The 15,414-nt window shown below is 70.4% G+C and carries 14 protein-coding genes; 4 read left to right on the top strand and 10 right to left on the bottom strand.

Going from position 1 to position 15,414, the window contains the following annotated elements:
* Positions 1–24: 24 nt before the first annotated feature.
* A complete protein-coding gene (locus tag BA022_RS15575; RefSeq protein WP_015914639.1) occupies positions 25–741 on the top strand; it encodes a riboflavin synthase in 717 nt (238 codons plus the stop codon).
* Positions 738–1,238 (top strand): GNAT family N-acetyltransferase, encoded by a 501-nt coding sequence (locus tag BA022_RS15580; RefSeq protein WP_088888049.1) that lies wholly within the window; start codon positions 738–740, stop codon positions 1,236–1,238. Before BA022_RS15575 ends, BA022_RS15580 begins: the two co-directional genes overlap by 4 nt.
* Positions 1,239–1,344: 106 nt before the next feature.
* On the opposite strand, the gene BA022_RS15585 is transcribed toward BA022_RS15580, so the two are convergent.
* Positions 1,345–3,441 (bottom strand): TonB-dependent copper receptor, encoded by a 2,097-nt coding sequence (locus BA022_RS15585; RefSeq protein ID WP_041836130.1) that lies wholly within the window; start codon positions 3,439–3,441, stop codon positions 1,345–1,347.
* 101 nt (positions 3,442–3,542) lie between these two features.
* The gene (locus BA022_RS15590) at positions 3,543–3,929 is read right to left on the bottom strand and encodes a hypothetical protein (RefSeq protein WP_088888050.1); all 387 of its coding nucleotides are present in this window, start codon (positions 3,927–3,929) and stop codon (positions 3,543–3,545) included.
* A gap of 103 nt (positions 3,930–4,032) precedes the next feature.
* Between BA022_RS15590 and BA022_RS15595 the strand changes: the two genes are divergently transcribed.
* Positions 4,033–4,518 (top strand): NUDIX hydrolase, encoded by a 486-nt coding sequence (locus BA022_RS15595; RefSeq protein WP_011807154.1) that lies wholly within the window; start codon positions 4,033–4,035, stop codon positions 4,516–4,518.
* Positions 4,519–4,548: 30 nt separating this feature from the next.
* On the opposite strand, the gene BA022_RS15600 is transcribed toward BA022_RS15595, so the two are convergent.
* The 6 genes from BA022_RS15600 to BA022_RS15625 form a co-directional block, all read right to left on the bottom strand.
* On the bottom strand, positions 4,549–4,983 hold the full coding sequence (locus tag BA022_RS15600) for a PaaI family thioesterase (protein ID WP_015914634.1): 435 nt from the start codon (positions 4,981–4,983) through the stop codon (positions 4,549–4,551).
* Entirely contained in the window at positions 4,980–5,192 is a 213-nt protein-coding gene (locus tag BA022_RS15605; protein WP_015914633.1) for an acyl-CoA carboxylase biotin carboxyl carrier protein subunit, read from the bottom strand. Before BA022_RS15605 ends, BA022_RS15600 begins: the two co-directional genes overlap by 4 nt.
* An 11-nt stretch (positions 5,193–5,203) precedes the next feature.
* Positions 5,204–6,565, bottom strand: a complete 1,362-nt coding sequence (locus BA022_RS15610; RefSeq protein WP_088888051.1) for an acetyl-CoA carboxylase biotin carboxylase subunit — start codon at positions 6,563–6,565, stop codon at positions 5,204–5,206.
* Positions 6,562–8,634, bottom strand: a complete 2,073-nt coding sequence (locus tag BA022_RS15615; protein WP_088888052.1) for an acetate--CoA ligase family protein — start codon at positions 8,632–8,634, stop codon at positions 6,562–6,564. Before BA022_RS15615 ends, BA022_RS15610 begins: the two co-directional genes overlap by 4 nt.
* 13 nt (positions 8,635–8,647) lie before the next feature.
* Positions 8,648–9,649 carry a tripartite tricarboxylate transporter substrate binding protein gene (locus BA022_RS15620; protein ID WP_088888053.1) on the bottom strand — a complete coding sequence of 334 codons (1,002 nt, stop codon included), beginning with the start codon at positions 9,647–9,649 and terminating at the stop codon, positions 8,648–8,650.
* A gap of 80 nt (positions 9,650–9,729) precedes the next feature.
* Positions 9,730–11,277 (bottom strand): acyl-CoA carboxylase subunit beta, encoded by a 1,548-nt coding sequence (locus tag BA022_RS15625; RefSeq protein ID WP_088888054.1) that lies wholly within the window; start codon positions 11,275–11,277, stop codon positions 9,730–9,732.
* Positions 11,278–11,439: 162 nt separating this feature from the next.
* On the opposite strand from BA022_RS15625, the gene BA022_RS15630 reads away from it, so the two are divergent.
* On the top strand, positions 11,440–13,089 hold the full coding sequence (locus tag BA022_RS15630; protein WP_088888055.1) for a sigma-54 interaction domain-containing protein: 1,650 nt from the start codon (positions 11,440–11,442) through the stop codon (positions 13,087–13,089).
* Positions 13,090–13,121: 32 nt separating this feature from the next.
* Here BA022_RS15630 and BA022_RS15635 read toward each other — a convergent pair whose 3' ends face one another.
* Both BA022_RS15635 and tcuB read right to left on the bottom strand, forming a co-directional pair.
* Positions 13,122–14,099 carry a Bug family tripartite tricarboxylate transporter substrate binding protein gene (locus BA022_RS15635; protein WP_088888056.1) on the bottom strand — a complete coding sequence of 326 codons (978 nt, stop codon included), beginning with the start codon at positions 14,097–14,099 and terminating at the stop codon, positions 13,122–13,124.
* Between the two features lie 84 nt (positions 14,100–14,183).
* Complete coding sequence (gene tcuB / locus BA022_RS15640; protein WP_047349259.1) at positions 14,184–15,410, bottom strand: tricarballylate utilization 4Fe-4S protein TcuB; 1,227 nt, start codon at positions 15,408–15,410, stop codon at positions 14,184–14,186.
* Between the last annotated feature and the right edge of the window lie 4 nt (positions 15,411–15,414).

A 15,414-nucleotide genomic window follows, 5' to 3' on the forward strand; every position in this document is an offset into this window, starting at 1 on the left:
TCTTCCGCTATCTGAATCCGCGCCATGTTCACAGGCATCGTCCAGGCCACCGCGCGCATCGCCGCCATCGACGACCGCGCCGGCCTGCGCACCTTCACCCTCGAATTCCCCGCTGGCTTCTGCCAGGACCTCGCCATCGGCGCCAGCGTGGCGACGGACGGCGTGTGCCTCACGGTGACCGAGATCCTCTCGCCCACGCGCGCCACGTTCGACGTGATGCTGCAAAGCCTGAACATCACCACGCTGGGCAGCTACGCCGTGGGCGACCGCGTGAACGTGGAGCGCGCCGCCAAGGAGGGCGCCGAGATCGGCGGCCACCCCCTGTCGGGCCACATCGACTTCACCGGGCAGCTGGTGCAGCGGCGCGAACTGGACAACAACCTGGTGTGGCGCGTGGCCGTGCCCGAGGCGTTTCGGCGCTACGTGTTTGCCAAGGGCTACATCGCCCTCCACGGCGCCAGCCTCACCGTGGCCGAGGTGGACCGCGCCGAGGGCTGGTTCGAGGTCTGGCTGATCCCCGAGACGCGCCGCGCCACCGTGTTCGAGGACGTGCAGGTGGGCGATCGCCTGAACATCGAGATCGAGCGCAGCACCCAGGTGGTGGTGGACACCGTGCGCGAAGCGGTGCAGGAAAGCCTGGGCCGCCTGGCGCCGGTGCTGGAGGGGCTGCTGAAAGAGAAGGGCCTGTCGCTGGACGACTACCTTCCGCACCCGTCCAGGGCCCTGCCGCCGCAGCGATGACCGGCGCGCCGCGCGCCCTCACGCCGGCCGACCTGCCCGCGTTGCTGGCGGTGCAGCGCGCCTGCTACGGCAACGCCTACGTCGAAAGCGCCGAGGTGTTTGCCCGCCGCCTGGCCAGCCCCGTGAACTGCTCGCTGGTGCTGGAGCATGAGGGGCGCGTGGCCGCCTACCTGGCGGCCTACCACTCGCTGCTGGGCAAGGTCACGCCGCTGCACGGCGACTTCGATGCCGTGCCGGCGCCCGACACGCTGTACCTGCACGACATGGCGGTGCTGCCCGCCTGCGCCGGCCGGGGCCTGGCGCGTGCGTTGCTTACGCGGCTGCTGCCGCGGGCCCGCGCGGCGGGGCTGCGCCACACGGCACTGGTGTCGGTGCAGGGCTCGCAGGCCTACTGGGCGCGCCAGGGCTACGCCGCACACCCGGTGCATGACGCCGCGCAGCGGCACCACCTGGACAGCTACGGCGCTGGCGCGGTGTACATGGTGCAGGCACTGTAAAAACGATAGCTGTTAGCGCTTGCCATCAAAGGGTTTCAGAACGTTTTCTTCCTGAATGCGCCATTCGGCAAGCGCGACCAGCTATCTTTTTAATTACCTCCGAAGCCTAGAACTGCAGGTCCGCGCGCAGCCACAGCGTGCGGCCGGGTTCGTTGATGCGCACGCCGCCCGGGTAGCCGAAGCCGGCGTTGCCCGCCAGGTTCAGGTGCTCGGCGTAGTTCTTGTCCAGCAGGTTGTCCACCCCGGCGGCAAGCTTCAGCTGCGCGTTGATGCGGTAGCCCGCGTGCAGCGACAGCACGCCGAAGCCGGCGCTTGCGCCCAGGTCGCGGCCCACCACGTTGCCCTGGCCGTTGGCATGGCGGTGCTGCGCGGCCACCAGGCGCCACAGGCCGCCGGCGCTCCACGGGCCCTGGGCGTATTCCAGGCCCAGGCGCGCCTCCAGCGGCGGCATCTGCGGCAGCGGGCGGCCTTCACTGGTGTTGCGGCCCCAGCTGTAGGCCAGCGTGCCCTGCGCCGTCCACGCCGTGCCCAGGCGCTGGCTGGCGCCCAGCTCCAGCCCGGCGGTGCGGGCGTCGACGTTGCGCACGGCCGATTTCATGCCGGTGTAGTCGAACAGGATGTAGTCGCGCACCACGCCCACATAGGCCGAGGTCCACAGCTGCCAGTCCGCGCCCTTCCACTGGGCGCCCATGTCCAGCTGCGTGGTCTTCTCGGGGCGCAGCGTGGCGAAGGCGTTGCCGGCGCTGGCCGCGCTGTTGCCGGGGGAGATCAGCTCCCAGTAGTCCGGAAAGCGCTGCACGTGCCCCAGGCCCGCGTAGACCAGCGCGCCCTGCGGCGCCAGCGTGCGTTCCCAGCGCACGAAGCCGCTGGGCATGGCCGAGCGCGTGCGGTGGTCCGCGCCGGCCGCCGGGGCCATGCCGCCCATGCCGCTCGGGGCAGGGTAGCGCCAGGCCTCGGCGCGGTCCAGGCGCAGGCCGCCCACCCAGCGCGTGTCGGCCTGGGCCTGCCATGACAGTTCGGCAAATGCGCCCAGGTTCTCGAACTTGGCGTCGCGCATCCAGGGCTTGCTGTCGTAGGGCACGCTGGGCGTGCCGCTGCGCTTGTCGTGCGGGCTGCGCTGTGCGTCCAGGCCGGTCTCCAGCTGCCAGTCGGGCTGCCACTGCAGCGTGGCGGCCACGCGCGCGCCCTCAGTGGTGCGCCGCACGTTGCTGGCCATGGGCATGGACATGCTGCCGCCGGGCTGGAAGGTGCGCAGCGTGAAGTTGTCCATCACGTGGTCGGCGCGATTGCCGTAGACCTGTGCCTGCAGCTTGGCCAGCCAGGGTGTGAGGTGGCGCTTCTCGAAGCGCAGGCCCCAGCTCTCGCGCTTGAACTGCGTACCGTCCATGCCGCGCCCGCCGTAGCGCGCCTCGCCGTCGCCCGTGCCGGCGCTCAGCTCCAGCAGCGTGTCGGCGTCGGGCGTGAAGCCCAGCGCCACGTCGGTGTTCCATTTGTCCCAGGCCGAGGGCACGCGCCGTCCGTCGCCGTCCTTGTAGTCCTGGCCGTGGGAATGGTTGGCGGTCACGCGCACGTACACCTGCGCGTTGCCGGCCTGAAAGTCCACGTTCTGGTCGTTGCGCCCGGCGCTGGCGCCCAGCAGGCTGGCGCTGAGGCGCACGCCGGGTTCGGTGAAGTCAGGGCGCTCGCGGTCAAAGCGCACCACGCCGGCCGAGGTGCCCGGCCCCCAGACGACGGTCTGCGGCCCCTTGACGACGGTGAGCGTGTCGTAGGTCTCGGGCGAGATGTAGGAGCTGGGCGCGTCCATGCGCCCCGGGCAGGCGCCCAGCAGCTGCGTGCCGTTGGTCAGCAGCGGCAGGCGCGAGCCGAACTGGCCGCGGAACACCGGGTCGCCGTTGGAGCCACCGCTGCGGATGGCCGAGAAGCCCGGGATGGTCTTGAGGTAGTCGGCCGCGTCGCTGGCCGGCACGGGCTGGCGCGGCTGCTTGGGGTCGGCCACCACCTGCACGGGCGAGTGGTCGTGCACGGCCGTGACGACCACGTCGCGCAGCGTGTGCTCGGGGGCCGCAGCCGCGTTGTTCACGGCGTCGCTCGCGGCCAGGGCCGGGCCGGCCAGCAGCAGCGCGCAGGCCAGCGCGCAGGGGGTGAGGTGCGAGGACAGGGGCGCGCACCGCAAGGCAGGCGCGCGGAAGGAATATGCAGTCATGAGAAATCCACGCCCGGCGCTGCTCGGCCGCGGGGGCGGCAGATCAGCGCGCAGGCAAACAACGGAAGGCGCCTGCCCCAGGGGCCGGCGGGTGGTTGCAGTCAGGCGTGGGTGGAAGGCGGGCCGCGCGGGGGCAGCGGCGCCTGGGCGCGCCAGGCCGCCACGGCCGGCGCGCGGCTGCGCTGGGCGGGGTGCACGCGCGGGGCGGGCGGGCGCATGGCGGCCAGTGCCAAGGCTGGCGGTGTGGCCAGGGCAATGCACAGCAGGCAGCCGGGGTCGGCATGGTGGCTGTCGTGCGCAGCCGGGTCGGCGTGCGGCGCGGGGCCACCCGCGGGTGCGGCGAAGCAGACGTCCAGGTGCGCCAGGTCGACTGCCGGCAGCGCCTGGCGCACCTGCACGTTGGCCCACAGCGCCACCAGCCACGCACACACGAACACCGCGAGGACCGCGGAGCCCAGGCGTCGGTGGTGGCGAATGCGCTGCAGCATGGGGTGGGGATTATCCCGAGCGCTGCACGTTCGGGGCGCGCCGGAACTTGACCCAGCGCAAGCCGTAAGAAAGTGTCCACATGCGCTGGTGATAATCGCGGCCATGCCAAACCGCTGGAAACCCAACGTCACCGTGGCCGCCATCGTCGAGCGCGAGGGCCGCTTTCTGTTCGTCGAGGAAGACACGGCCGACGGGCTGCGGCTGAACAACCCCGCGGGCCACCTGGACCCGGGCGAGTCGCCCATCCAGGCCTGCGTGCGCGAGGTGCTGGAGGAGACGGCCTACGACTTCGAGCCCACGGCGCTGGTGGGCGTGTACCTGAACCGCTTCACCCGCACGCGCACGGGGGATGACATCACCTACCTGCGCTTTGCGTTTGCGGGCAATGTGGGCGCGCACCACGCCTGGCGGTCGCTGGACGACGGCATCCTGCGCGCCGTGTGGCTCACGCCCGACGAGCTGCGCAGCTGCAGCGCGCGCCACCGCAGCCCGCTGGTGCTGCAGTCCGTCGAGGATTACCTGGCGGGCCGGCGCGCGCCGCTGGACTTGATCCACACCGACGCCAGCGTGCTGCAGACGCCGGGCTGATGGCGTCTGGCGGCGCTTCAATGAGCGGGATCAGCCCAGCGCCACCAGCTTGAACACCGCGCGCGCCGTGCAGACCACATTGCCGGCGGTGTCGATGACGTTGCCCTCGCAGAACACGGTGCGCGCGCCGCCGCGCAGGATGCGGGCCTCGATCAGCAGGTCGGTCGTGGCCGTGGCGAGAAAGTGGGTGTTCATCTCGATGGTGATGACGCCCAGTCCCAGCGGGTCGTGCGAGCGCGCGGCGGCACTCAGCGTGAAGTCCAGCGCGCTCATCATCGCGCCGCCGTGGCCATGGCCGCGGCTGTTGGCCAGTTCCGGCCGCAGCGGCAGGCGCGTGCGCGCCAGGCCGGGTGCCAGGCTCACAGGCGTGAGGCCGATGTGGCGCATGAACGGCACGTCGATGCCGAAGTAGCCGCGCGCCAGCGCGGCGGCCTGCAGCTCGTCAGGCGGTGCGGTGGCGCTCATTCGATCTCCGCAACGGCCTGGCCTTCGGCGATCTGCTCGCCTACGGCGACGAGCAGCTTGCGCACGATGCCGGCGGCCTCGGCCTCGACGGGGATTTCCATCTTCATCGACTCGACGATGATGAGGGTGGCACCGGCGTCGATGGCGGCGCCTTCGGCGGCTTCGATGGCGGCGACCAGGCCGGCGATGGGGCTTGCAATGGTGGTCATGGCGGGTTCCTTCAAGGTTGGGGGCTCAGCACGCGCTGGGCGATGCCGGTGTCGATGCGGCCAGCCACGAAGTCGGCGTGGGCCAGGATGCGCTGGATGAACGGGATGTTCGTCTTCACGCCCTCGATGCGGGTCTGTGCCAGCGCCGCCTGCAGGCGCGCGATGGCGTCCCTGCGGTCGTGGCCATGGGCCACGAGCTTGGCGATCATGGGGTCGTAGAACGGCGTGACGGACGCGCCCTGGGCATAGCCGGTCTCCACGCGGATACCGTCGCCCGTGGGCAGTTCGAAGCGTGCCAGCGGCCCCGGCGAGGGCAGGAAGCGCACCGGGTCTTCGGCATAGATGCGCGCCTCGATGGCATGGCCGCTGGCCTGCATCGGGCCGGGCAGCACCTGGCGCATGTGCATGCCGGCAGCCAGGCGGATCTGGGCTTCGACGATGTCGATGCCGGTGATCTCCTCGGTCACTGCATGCTCGACCTGCAGGCGGGTATTCATTTCCAGGAACACGAAGCCGTCTTGCGGTGTGTAGAGCATTTCCACCGTGCCGATCACGTCGTAGCCGATGCGCGCCAGTAGGCCCGACAGCAGCAAGCGCATGTCGGCCAGCTGCGCCTCGGGAATGCCCACGGGGCGGGCTTCCTCCAGCACCTTTTGGTGGCGGCGCTGCACCGAGCAGTCACGCTCGAACAGGATGCGCACCTCGCCGTGGCGGTCGGCCAGCACCTGGAATTCGATGTGGCGCGGCGCCTCGATCAGCCTTTCCAGGTACAACTCGGCCGAGCCGAAGAACTTGGCGGCGATGCCGCTGGCCTTGGCCCAGGCGGCGGCCAGCGCCTGCGCATCGCGCGCGGGCAGCATGCCGATGCCGCCACCACCGCCGGCGGGCTTGACCAGCACCGGGTAGCCGATGCGCGCGGCCGCGGCCAGCGCCTCATCGCTGCTCGCCAGCACCGGCGAGCTGGCGGCCTGGGGCATGCCTTGCCCGGCCATGAAGGCGCGCGCCTGCGTCTTGTGGCCCAGTTCGCGTATCCAGCGCGGCGATGGGCCGATGAAGCACAGGCCCTGCCGCTGCACGGCCTCGGCGAAGCCGGCGTTCTCGGACAGAAAACCGTAGCCCGGATGCACCGCGTCGGCGCCGCTCTCGCGCGCCACGTCGAGCAGGCGCGCCTGGTTCAGATAGCTCTGCTGGGCGGGCGCGGGGCCGATGGCCACGGCCCGGTCGGCGGCGCCCACATAAGGCAGGCCGGCATCGGCCTCGGAATACACGGCCACCGATTCGATACCCATGTGGCGCAGCGTGCGGATCACGCGCGCGGCCACGGCGCCCCGGTTGGCGACGAGCACGCGGCGGGGCAGGCGAGCCTCGGTCATACGGCACCCTCCAGCGCCATGGCGACGACGGCATCGACGATCACGGGCGCCTGCGCGCCGCGCGCCACCAGCACCGGGTTGGCATCGACCGACTGCACCTGGCCCGCCTGGGACAGCATCCAGTCGCCCAGGCGCACCATCATGTCGGCCAGCGGCTCCAATGCCACCGCGGGCATGCCGCGCACGGCGGCGAACGCGGGCGCGATGGCCAGGCGCTCGATGGCGGCCAGCGCCTGCGCGCGGCCGAAGGGCGCGACCAGGAATTGCACGTCCCTGAGCGTCTCGACCAACACGCCGCCCTGGCCGATCATCACGGCCACACCGAATTCGGCATCGACATGCGCGCCCAGCGCCAGCTCGAAATCCGCCTTGTGCTGCGCGCCCAGCAGCAGGCCGCCGTCCTGCGCGCCCAGGCCGCGCAGCGTGGCCGCGAAGTCGTGCAAGGCCTGCACGGCCTGGTCCGCCTCGCGCAGGTTCAGCCGTACCAGGCCATGCTCGGACTTGTGCGCCAGGTCGGCCGACACGCCCTTGGCCACCAGCGGCGCGGACAGCGTGCCGAAGGCGGCGCGCACCTGCTCCTCGCTGGTGGCGACCGTATGGCGCATCACCGGCAGGCCGGCGGCTTGCAGCCGGGCCAGGCTGGAAGGTTCGTTCAGCGTGGTGGATGCGGCTGCCTTGGGTGCGGAAATGGCCGGGGGCTGGGCGGCAGCGCCCGCCTGCTCGGCCAGCAGCGCCAGGCCGCGCATGGCGGCGCGCTCGCTCCAGAAGGTAGGCACGCCCTGGGCCTGGAAGGCCTGGGCCACCCAGTCCTGGTTCACGCTGACGGCGATCGGCATGCCGCTGTCCTGTGCGAAGCGGCTGGCCTGGGCGGCGAAATCGGCAAAGTCGTAGCCCTCGCCGCCGATCGGAAAACCCACATGCACCAGGTCGGCCGCGCCGCTGCCGGACAGCGCCCGCAGCGTGTTGCCGAAGGTCTCGGGCTTGCCCAGCAGGGCCGTGGTCATGTCGATGGGGTTACGCGCCGTCACGTAGGACGGCAGGGCCTGCTGGAGCCCTGCGAGCGTGGCGGCGTCGAACTGCTCCACGGCCAGGCCGAACTCCTCGGCCGCATCCGCCGCGAGCACGCAGGTGGCGCCGGAATTGCTGATGCTGACCACCCGGGGGCCGCGCGCGGCGGGTTGCGAGAGAAACAGCGGCGCGTAGTCGATCAGCTCGCGGAAGTCCGCCAGGCGCGGTATGCCGTGCTGGCGCAAGAAGGCATCGGCCAGCGCGTCCTCGGCCGCCAGCGCGCCGGTGTGCGAGCTGGCCGTGGCCTGGCCGGCGCTGGTGCGCCCGGCCTTGACGGCCAGGATGGTGACGCCGCGCTCGCGCGCCAGCCGCGCGGCCTCGGCCAGGTAGGCACTTTGGCGCAAGGTCTCGACGTAGAGCACGACGAGGCGGATGCGCTCGTCCTGCACCACGGCGCGCACGGCCTCGGCGGCGCAGATGTCGGCCTCGTTGCCGGTGGAGACCATGTAGCGCACGCCTATGCCCGCACGGCGCAGCCCGCCGTAGAGAATGGCCGCGCCCGCGCCGCTCTGGCTGACGATGGCCACGGGGCCGTCGCCCGGCGGGCTCTCGTTGATCATGGTCGAGAAGTTGAGGATGGCGCCGCTGGCGAAGTTGGCCACGCCCTGGCAATTGGGGCCAAACAGGCGTAGCCCGCCACGCCGGGCGCGGGCTAGCAGATCGGCCTGTTGCGCGCGGCCCGCATCGCCCAGTTCGGCAAAGCCGGACGAGTAGATCACCGCCGCCTTGGCGCCCACGGCCACGCAGTCGTCGATGGCGGCGGCCACGTCTTCGCTGGGCAGGCTGATGACCACGGCGTCGGGCGCCTCGGGCAGCGCCCGCAGCGATGCGTAGGCGGGCAGGCCCTGCACCTCGCTGCGGTTCGGGTTGATCGGGAAGATGCGGCCCGCGTAGCCGTGGCGGCGCATGTAATCGATGGGCCGGCCACCGGCCTTGATGGGGTTGTCCGACGCGCCGAGGATGGCCACGGCGCGGGGGCTCAGTGCGTACAGCACAGACATGCCTGGCTCCTTTTCAATCCAGCGCGATGGCTTCGCGCTGGATCACCTGCTTCCAGTCCGCCACCTCCTTGGCGATGCGCTGGCCGAAGGGCTCGGGCGCCAGCATCACCATGTCGCCCTGTTTGCTGAGCACGTTGCGCGCATGCTCGTTCTGGAGCATGCTTTTCGTTGCCTCGTAGAGCTTGTCCACGATGGCCGGCGGCGTGCCGGCCGGCGCGAACAGCCCGGCCCAGAAGGTGACGTTGAAGTCGGCGTAGCCGGCCTCGGCCATGGTGGGCACGTTGGGCAGCTGCTTCATGCGCTGGGGCGCGGTGACGGCCAGCGGCAGCAGCTTGCTGGCGGCGATTTGCGGCAGCGCGCTCCAGGTGTCGAACTGGGTGTCCAGCTCGCCGCTGAGCACCGCCAGCTGCGCCTGCGAGGCGCTCTTGTACGGCACATGCGTGGTCTTGACGCCGGTACGGTTGCTCCACTGTGCAAACGCCAGATGGGCGATGTTGCCGGGGCCGGCCGAGCCGTAGCTGATCTTGTCGGGGTTGCGCTTGGCGTAGGCGATCACGTCCTGCGCGCTGCGGATCTGGTGCTTGCTGGCCCAGTCCGGGTTGGCGGTGAGGATGAAGGGCGCGTCCAGCAGCATGGTGACGGGCGCGAAGTCCTTGGGCTGGTAGGTGATCTTCTTGTAGATCTGCGGGTTGATGGTGATGCTGCTGGAGTTGGTGACCAGCAGCGTGTAGCCATCGGGCGCGGAGCGGGCCACCTCGCCCACGCCGATGGCGCCGTTGGCGCCGGGCTTGTTGTCCACGATCACTGGCTGGCCGAGCTGCTTGCTGAGCTGATCCGACACGGCGCGGGCAATGGTGTCGGTGAACGAGCCTGCCGGAAAGCCCACCACGATGCGGATGGGCTTGGCGGGCCAGTTGTCAGCCTGAGCATGTGCGGGCGCGGCGGCCAGCCACGATGCGGCCAGGCACAGCGCCAGGGTGGCGCGGCGTGTCGGTTGCCAGTGTTTTGCGGTCATTGTGTCTCCTTGGGGTTTTAGTGGAATCGGCCTCCAACGCTTGCATATCAAGCGCTGACAGCTATGGTTTTTGGTATGGATCAGGGGCGCAGGCCAAAGCGCGGCGCCCCGGCCTCGCGCAGCGGCGCGGCCAGGTTGGCGAACTCGCACAGCAGCCGGCGCGTGTCGCGCGGGTCGATCACCTCGTCGATGCCGAAGGCCTCGGCCGTGCGGAACGGCGAGGTCAGGCTGCGCACGCGCTGCTCGATCTCGGCGCGCTTTTGCATCGGGTCGTCGGCGCCTTCGATCTCGGCCTTGTAGGCCACCTCGAGCCCGCCCTCTATGGGCAGCGAGCCCCAGTTGGCCGAGGGCCAGGCATAGCGGAAATTGAAGCGCCCCATGTGCTGGTGGCCGGCGGCGGCCACCCCATAGGCGCGGCGCACGATGATGCTGCACCAGGGCACCGTGGCCTGGTAGACGGCGGCCAGCGCGCGCGCGCCGTAGCGCATGATGCCGGCCCGCTCGGCCTCGACGCCGATCTGGAAGCCGGCGATGTCCACCAGGTTCAGCACCGGCAGGTGGAAGGTCTGGGCCAGGTCGACGAAGCGCGTGAACTTCTCGGCCGAGGGGCCGTCCCAGCCGCCGCCGTAGAAATACGGGTCGCTGGCCACCACGGCCACGGGCCAGCCGTCGATGCGTGCCAGGCCCGTGACGATGGCGCGGCCCCACTGGCGGCCCATCTCCAGAAACGAGCCCTGGTCCACCAGGCATTCGACGATGGGCCGGATCTTGTAGACCTTGCGGCCGTCGCGCGGAATGGCCGAGAGCAGCCATTCGTCGCGGCGCGCGGCATCGTCCCGCACCTCGCCGCGCGCGGGCAGCTCGTGCACCGACGGCGGCAGGTAGGACAGGAAACGGCGCACGCGCTCGAAGGCCTCCTCCTCGCTGGCCACCTCGTCGTCCACCACGCCGTTGCGCGTGTGGATCTGGCTGCCGCCCAGCTCCTCCTTGGTCACGTTCTGACCGATGCGCGCCACCACCGGCGGCCCGGCGTTGAACAGCTGGGCCGTGCCCTTGACCATCAGCGAGTAGTGGCTGGACGCCACGCGCGCCGCGCCCATGCCGGCCACCGAGCCCAGCGCCAGCGACACCACGGGCACGGTGGAGAGGTTTTCGACCACCTGGCTCCAGACCTTCATGGTCGGCACGCTGGTATAGCCCTTGGTCTCGATGTTGCGCACCGAGCCGCCGCCGCCCGTGCCGTCCACCAGACGCACCATGGGCAGGCGCAGGTCGTGCGCCATCTTTTCGGCAAAGATCAGCTTGTCGCCCACGGCGCCGTCGTTGGCGCCGCCGCGTACGGTGAAGTCGTCGCCCACCACCACCACGGGGCGCCCGCCGATGCGTGCGCGTCCCATCACCAGGTTGGACGGGGTGAACTCCACCAAGCGGCCCAGGCTGTCGTACTGGCCCGAGCCGGTGAGCGAGCCCACTTCCGTGAAGGAATCCGGGTCCGTGCAGGCGCTGATGCGCTCGCGCACCGTCAGCTTGCCCGCGGCCTTGTGGCGCGCCACCTTGTCGTCTCCGCCCATCTTCGCCGCCAGCGCATGGCGGTATGCGATCTCATCCACTTCGGGTTGCCAACTCATGTCATTGCCTCCTGTGCACAAGACAAAGCACAACCCATGCCAGTTCGCAAATGATTGATTTTTATTGGGTTTTTTTGGTGGCCAGAATAAGTGTCCTTTTTGTGGACACAAACAGTGGACGCCGAGGACAATGTGTCCGCCAAAAACACACTACCGATACCGATGCAGACAGTCTTTCTTTCCGAGCAGCGGCTTGGCGTCCTCGTCTGGCAGCGCGGTGAGCCCGCACCCGTGGCGCGGCTTGGGCTGGCGCGCGATCCGCTGCTGTGCGCCGCCGTGACTGAGAAGTGGGCCGCGCGCGAGCCGGGGCCGGGCACACTGTTCCATGTCGATGTGCCCGGTGGGCGCGGCGCCAGCGCACGCTACGCGGTGGTGGCGCTGGGCGACGAGGCCGTGGAAGTCGCCCTGGTGCGCCCGGCCGACGCATCGGCCGCGCTGCTCGACTTCGTGGCGTCCGTGCCGTTTGCATTCGCCATCCTGAACATGTTCCTCACCAACCCGTACCAGGCCATCACCGTGGCCGACCACGAGGGCCTGATGCGCTACATCAGCCCGGTGCACGAGAAGTTCCTCGGGCTGGCGCCGGGCGCGGCCATGGGCCGCAGGGCCGAGGAGGTGATCCCCAACTCGCGCCTGCCGCAGGTGGCCCGCAGCGGCAAGGCCGAGATCGGCGAAATGCTGCAGCTCGGCCCCGGCGTGACGCGCATCGTCAACCGCATGCCGGTCTTCGAGGGCGGCGCGCTGGTGGGCGCGGTGGGCCAGGTCAGCTTCAGCGGCATGCCGGCGCTCAACCGCATGCAGCAGCGCCTGAACCAGCTGCACGATGAGGTGCAGCATTACAAGCGCGAACTGCACCAGCTCAAGCGCACGCCCTCCTCTGGTGCCATGGTGGGCAGCAGCGCGCCCATGCAGCGCCTGGCGCGCGAGATCGACGCCGTGGCGCCGCTGGACGTGCCCGTGCTGATCCTCGGCGAAAGCGGCAGCGGCAAGGAGCTGGTGGCCCAGGCCCTGCATGCGCGCGGGCGCGATGCCCAGGCGCCGCTGGTGAGCCTGAACCTGGCCGCGCTGCCTGCGACGCTGATCGAGGCCGAGCTCTTCGGCTACGAGGCCGGCGCCTTCACCGGCGCCAAGAGGCAGGGCCAGCCCGGCAAGCTGGAGCAGGCCGAGGGCGGCACGCTGTTCCTCGACGAGGTCGCCGACATACCGATGGAGATCCAGGTCAAGCTGCTGCGCGTGCTGGAGGACCGGCAGGTGCAGCGCCTGGGCGCAAGCGAAGGGCGGCGCGTGAACTTCCGCATCGTCGCCGCCACGCACCGCGACCTGCGCGCACTGATCGACAGCGGGCGCTTCCGGCTGGATCTGTACTACCGCTTGAGCGGCGTCGTGCTGCAGGTGCCGGCGCTGCGCCAGCGCGTGGAGGATATTCCGGCCCTGATGCAGCGCTTCGCCGAGTCGTTCTGCGAGCGCAATGGCCTCGCCCTGCCGCGCATAGCGCCGGGCGTCATCAGCTACCTGGCGCAGCAGAGCTGGCCGGGCAATGTGCGCCAGCTGCGCCAGCGCGTCGAGGAGGCGCTGGTGTTCTGCGACGGCCAGCTGCTGAGCGTCGAGAACTTTGCCCGCCACCAGGATCTGCCGGCCCGGCCGGCGCAGCCGCCCATGGCGCCGCCTGCGCCTGCGGCGATGCCTTTGAGGAGCCTGGAGCACGCGGCCATCCTCGACGCCATTGCGCGCCATGGCGGCAACAAGAAGCGTGCGGCACAGGAGCTGGGCATCTCGCGCTCCTACCTCTACAAGGTATTGGCAGGCGGCTGAGTCCAGAAGCCGTCAGTGCGTGGCAGCGGCGCTCACTGCGCCGTGATCCTGCGCTCGCGCACGATGGCGCCCCACTGGTCGTATTCCTTCTTCATGAAGCTGGCGAGCTCGGCGCGCGTGGTGGGGTGGGGCGACAGGCCGTGCTTGTTCAGGGCCTCCTTCACGCCGGCGTCGTTCAGCGCCTTCACGATCTCCTTGTTCCAGCGGTCCAGCAGCGGCGCGGGCGTCTTGCCCGAGGCCACGAAGGCGTACCAGTTCAGCGCCTGAAAGCCCGGGAAGCCCGACTCCGCCACCGTGGGGATGTTCGGCAGGTAGGCCGGGCGCGTCAGGCCGGTGGTGGCCAGCGGAATCAGCTTGCCCGCCTCCACGTGCGGCATGGCGGTGGGCGGCGCGGCGAAGTAGCTGGTCACGCGCTCGCCCAGCAGGTCCTGCAGCGCGGGGGCGCCGCCCTTGTAGGGCACGTGGACCATGTCGATGCCGGCACGCTGGTTGAACAGCTCGCCCGCCAGGTGCGAGGCCGAGCCCGCGCCGGTGGAGGCATAGTCCACGCTGCCGGGCTTGGCCTTGGACAGTTGCACGAACTCGGCCAGGGTCTTCACGCCCGCGCCCTTGTGCACCACCAGCACGTTGGGGAAGTACACCCCGCCCGAGATCGGCGCCAGGTCCTTGAACGGGTCGTAGGGCAGCTTCATGAGGTGCGGCGCGATGGTCAGCGGACCCACCGAGCCGAACAGCAGCACCGTGCCATCCGATGCGCCCGCGGCCACCTGCTGGTGGGCGATATTGCCGCCCGCGCCGCCCTTGTTCTCCACCACCACGGACTGGCCGATGTTCTCGGCCAGCTTCTTGGCGATCAGGCGGGCCGCCGCGTCGGCTGCGCCCCCGGGCGCAAAGCCCACGACCAGCGTGACCGGCTTGGCCGGCGGAAAGTCCTGCGCCAGTGCCGGGCCGGCCCAGGCGACGGAGGTGAGGGCCACGGCGGCGGCCTGGATCAGGGTGCGTTTTTTCATGGCGAGGCTCCTTTAGTCGTTGTAAGTCAAATGGTGCTCTAGCGTTTATCCATCAAGCGCTAGCAGCTATGGTTTTAGAAGCAATCAATCGCTGCCCAGCCCGATCGGGTTGGGCTGGCGCTTTTCGGTGGTGTGGCGCAGCAGCGCCGCCGTGCGGAACACGCCGTGGGCGAACTTGCCGTAGGGCAGCGTGGCAAAGAGGGCCATCACCGCGCCCAGGTGCAGGCACAGCACCAGGGCCAGCGCGGGCGCGGCCGACGGGGTGATGCGCACCAGCCACAGCGCCAGGCCGCTGGCGGCCACCAGGAACAGCAGGGCGATGAAGCCCAGGTCCATGGGTTTTTGCGCGGCGTCGCCGTGTGCGGGGTGGCGCGTGCGGTTCAGGTACCACAGGCCGATCGTGCCCAGCACCAGCATCACGCCGCCCGCCACGCCCAGCAGTTTGGGAATGCTGGGTGCCTCGTAGGGCGCCGGCCAGCCGAAAACGTAGTGGTACACCGTGGCCAGCGAGGTCGCGGCAAAGCACAGCAGGAAGCCGTAGAACGTGAGGTGGTGCGCGCGGCGGCGCTTGAGGGTGTAGGCGTCGTCCTCGTTGTGGCAGCCGTCGCCATGGCCGCCGTCCAGGTACTTCAGGCGCAGCACGTCGTGCGCGGCCTCGGTGGCGGCGGGGGCGCTCACGTCGGCGCCGCTGGTGGCGGGCTTCACGTCCTTCCAGAAGCGGCGCACGCCCATGGACAAGGCCAACACCACGAACAGGAACACCGGCGCGAACAGGCCCACCAGCAGGTTGTGCGGGAACAGGCGGTAGAAGTTGCCGCCCAGGTCCGCGCCCCACAGCGCGCCGAGCCCGCCGCCCTGCAGCGCGGCGCCCAGCACCAGGAACAGCGTGAGCGCGACCACGAGGGCCAGCGACAGCGTGAGGCCGTTGCGGCGGTACAGCCGGCCCAGCGCGGGCGGCCAGGCGTAGTCGGCGTAGGTCTGGCCGCGCACCTGGGCCATGGCTTGCGGGATGTTCACGGCGAATTCGTGCGGCGGCGCGTACTGGCAGGCGTGCAGGCAGGCGCCGCAGTTGTGGCACAGGTTGGCCAGGTAGTGCACGTCGGCCTGGGTGAAGTCCAGGCGGCGCGTCATGGCCGGGAACACGGCGCAAAAGCCCTCGCAGTAGCGGCAGGCGTTGCAGATCTGCATCTGCCGCGCCACCTCGGTCTCGGCGGCGCTCTGCGCCGGCGCGGGCACGATGGGAATCACGCGGGCGGGCCCGCCCTGGGCCAGGCCTATCGCTTCGTCGGTCAGGGATTTCAGGGTTTGCATGGTG

The sequence above is a fragment of the Diaphorobacter nitroreducens genome (assembly GCF_002214645.1).
Classification (GTDB): domain Bacteria; phylum Pseudomonadota; class Gammaproteobacteria; order Burkholderiales; family Burkholderiaceae_C; genus Diaphorobacter; species Diaphorobacter nitroreducens.

Coding starts and splice junctions, on each gene's coding strand:
- BA022_RS15635 (WP_088888056.1), bottom strand. CDS start 14,099: ATGAAAAAACGCACCCTGATCCAGGCCGCCGCCGTGGCCCTCACCTCC.
- BA022_RS15605 (WP_015914633.1), bottom strand. CDS start 5,192: ATGACCACCATTGCAAGCCCCATCGCCGGCCTGGTCGCCGCCATCGAA.
- tcuB (WP_047349259.1), bottom strand. CDS start 15,410: ATGCAAACCCTGAAATCCCTGACCGACGAAGCGATAGGCCTGGCCCAG.
- BA022_RS15595 (WP_011807154.1), top strand. CDS start 4,033: ATGCCAAACCGCTGGAAACCCAACGTCACCGTGGCCGCCATCGTCGAG.
- BA022_RS15620 (WP_088888053.1), bottom strand. CDS start 9,649: ATGACCGCAAAACACTGGCAACCGACACGCCGCGCCACCCTGGCGCTG.
- BA022_RS15580 (WP_088888049.1), top strand. CDS start 738: ATGACCGGCGCGCCGCGCGCCCTCACGCCGGCCGACCTGCCCGCGTTG.
- BA022_RS15625 (WP_088888054.1), bottom strand. CDS start 11,277: ATGAGTTGGCAACCCGAAGTGGATGAGATCGCATACCGCCATGCGCTG.
- BA022_RS15615 (WP_088888052.1), bottom strand. CDS start 8,634: ATGTCTGTGCTGTACGCACTGAGCCCCCGCGCCGTGGCCATCCTCGGC.
- BA022_RS15630 (WP_088888055.1), top strand. CDS start 11,440: ATGCAGACAGTCTTTCTTTCCGAGCAGCGGCTTGGCGTCCTCGTCTGG.
- BA022_RS15590 (WP_088888050.1), bottom strand. CDS start 3,929: ATGCTGCAGCGCATTCGCCACCACCGACGCCTGGGCTCCGCGGTCCTC.
- BA022_RS15585 (WP_041836130.1), bottom strand. CDS start 3,441: ATGACTGCATATTCCTTCCGCGCGCCTGCCTTGCGGTGCGCGCCCCTG.
- BA022_RS15600 (WP_015914634.1), bottom strand. CDS start 4,983: ATGAGCGCCACCGCACCGCCTGACGAGCTGCAGGCCGCCGCGCTGGCG.
- BA022_RS15610 (WP_088888051.1), bottom strand. CDS start 6,565: ATGACCGAGGCTCGCCTGCCCCGCCGCGTGCTCGTCGCCAACCGGGGC.
- BA022_RS15575 (WP_015914639.1), top strand. CDS start 25: ATGTTCACAGGCATCGTCCAGGCCACCGCGCGCATCGCCGCCATCGAC.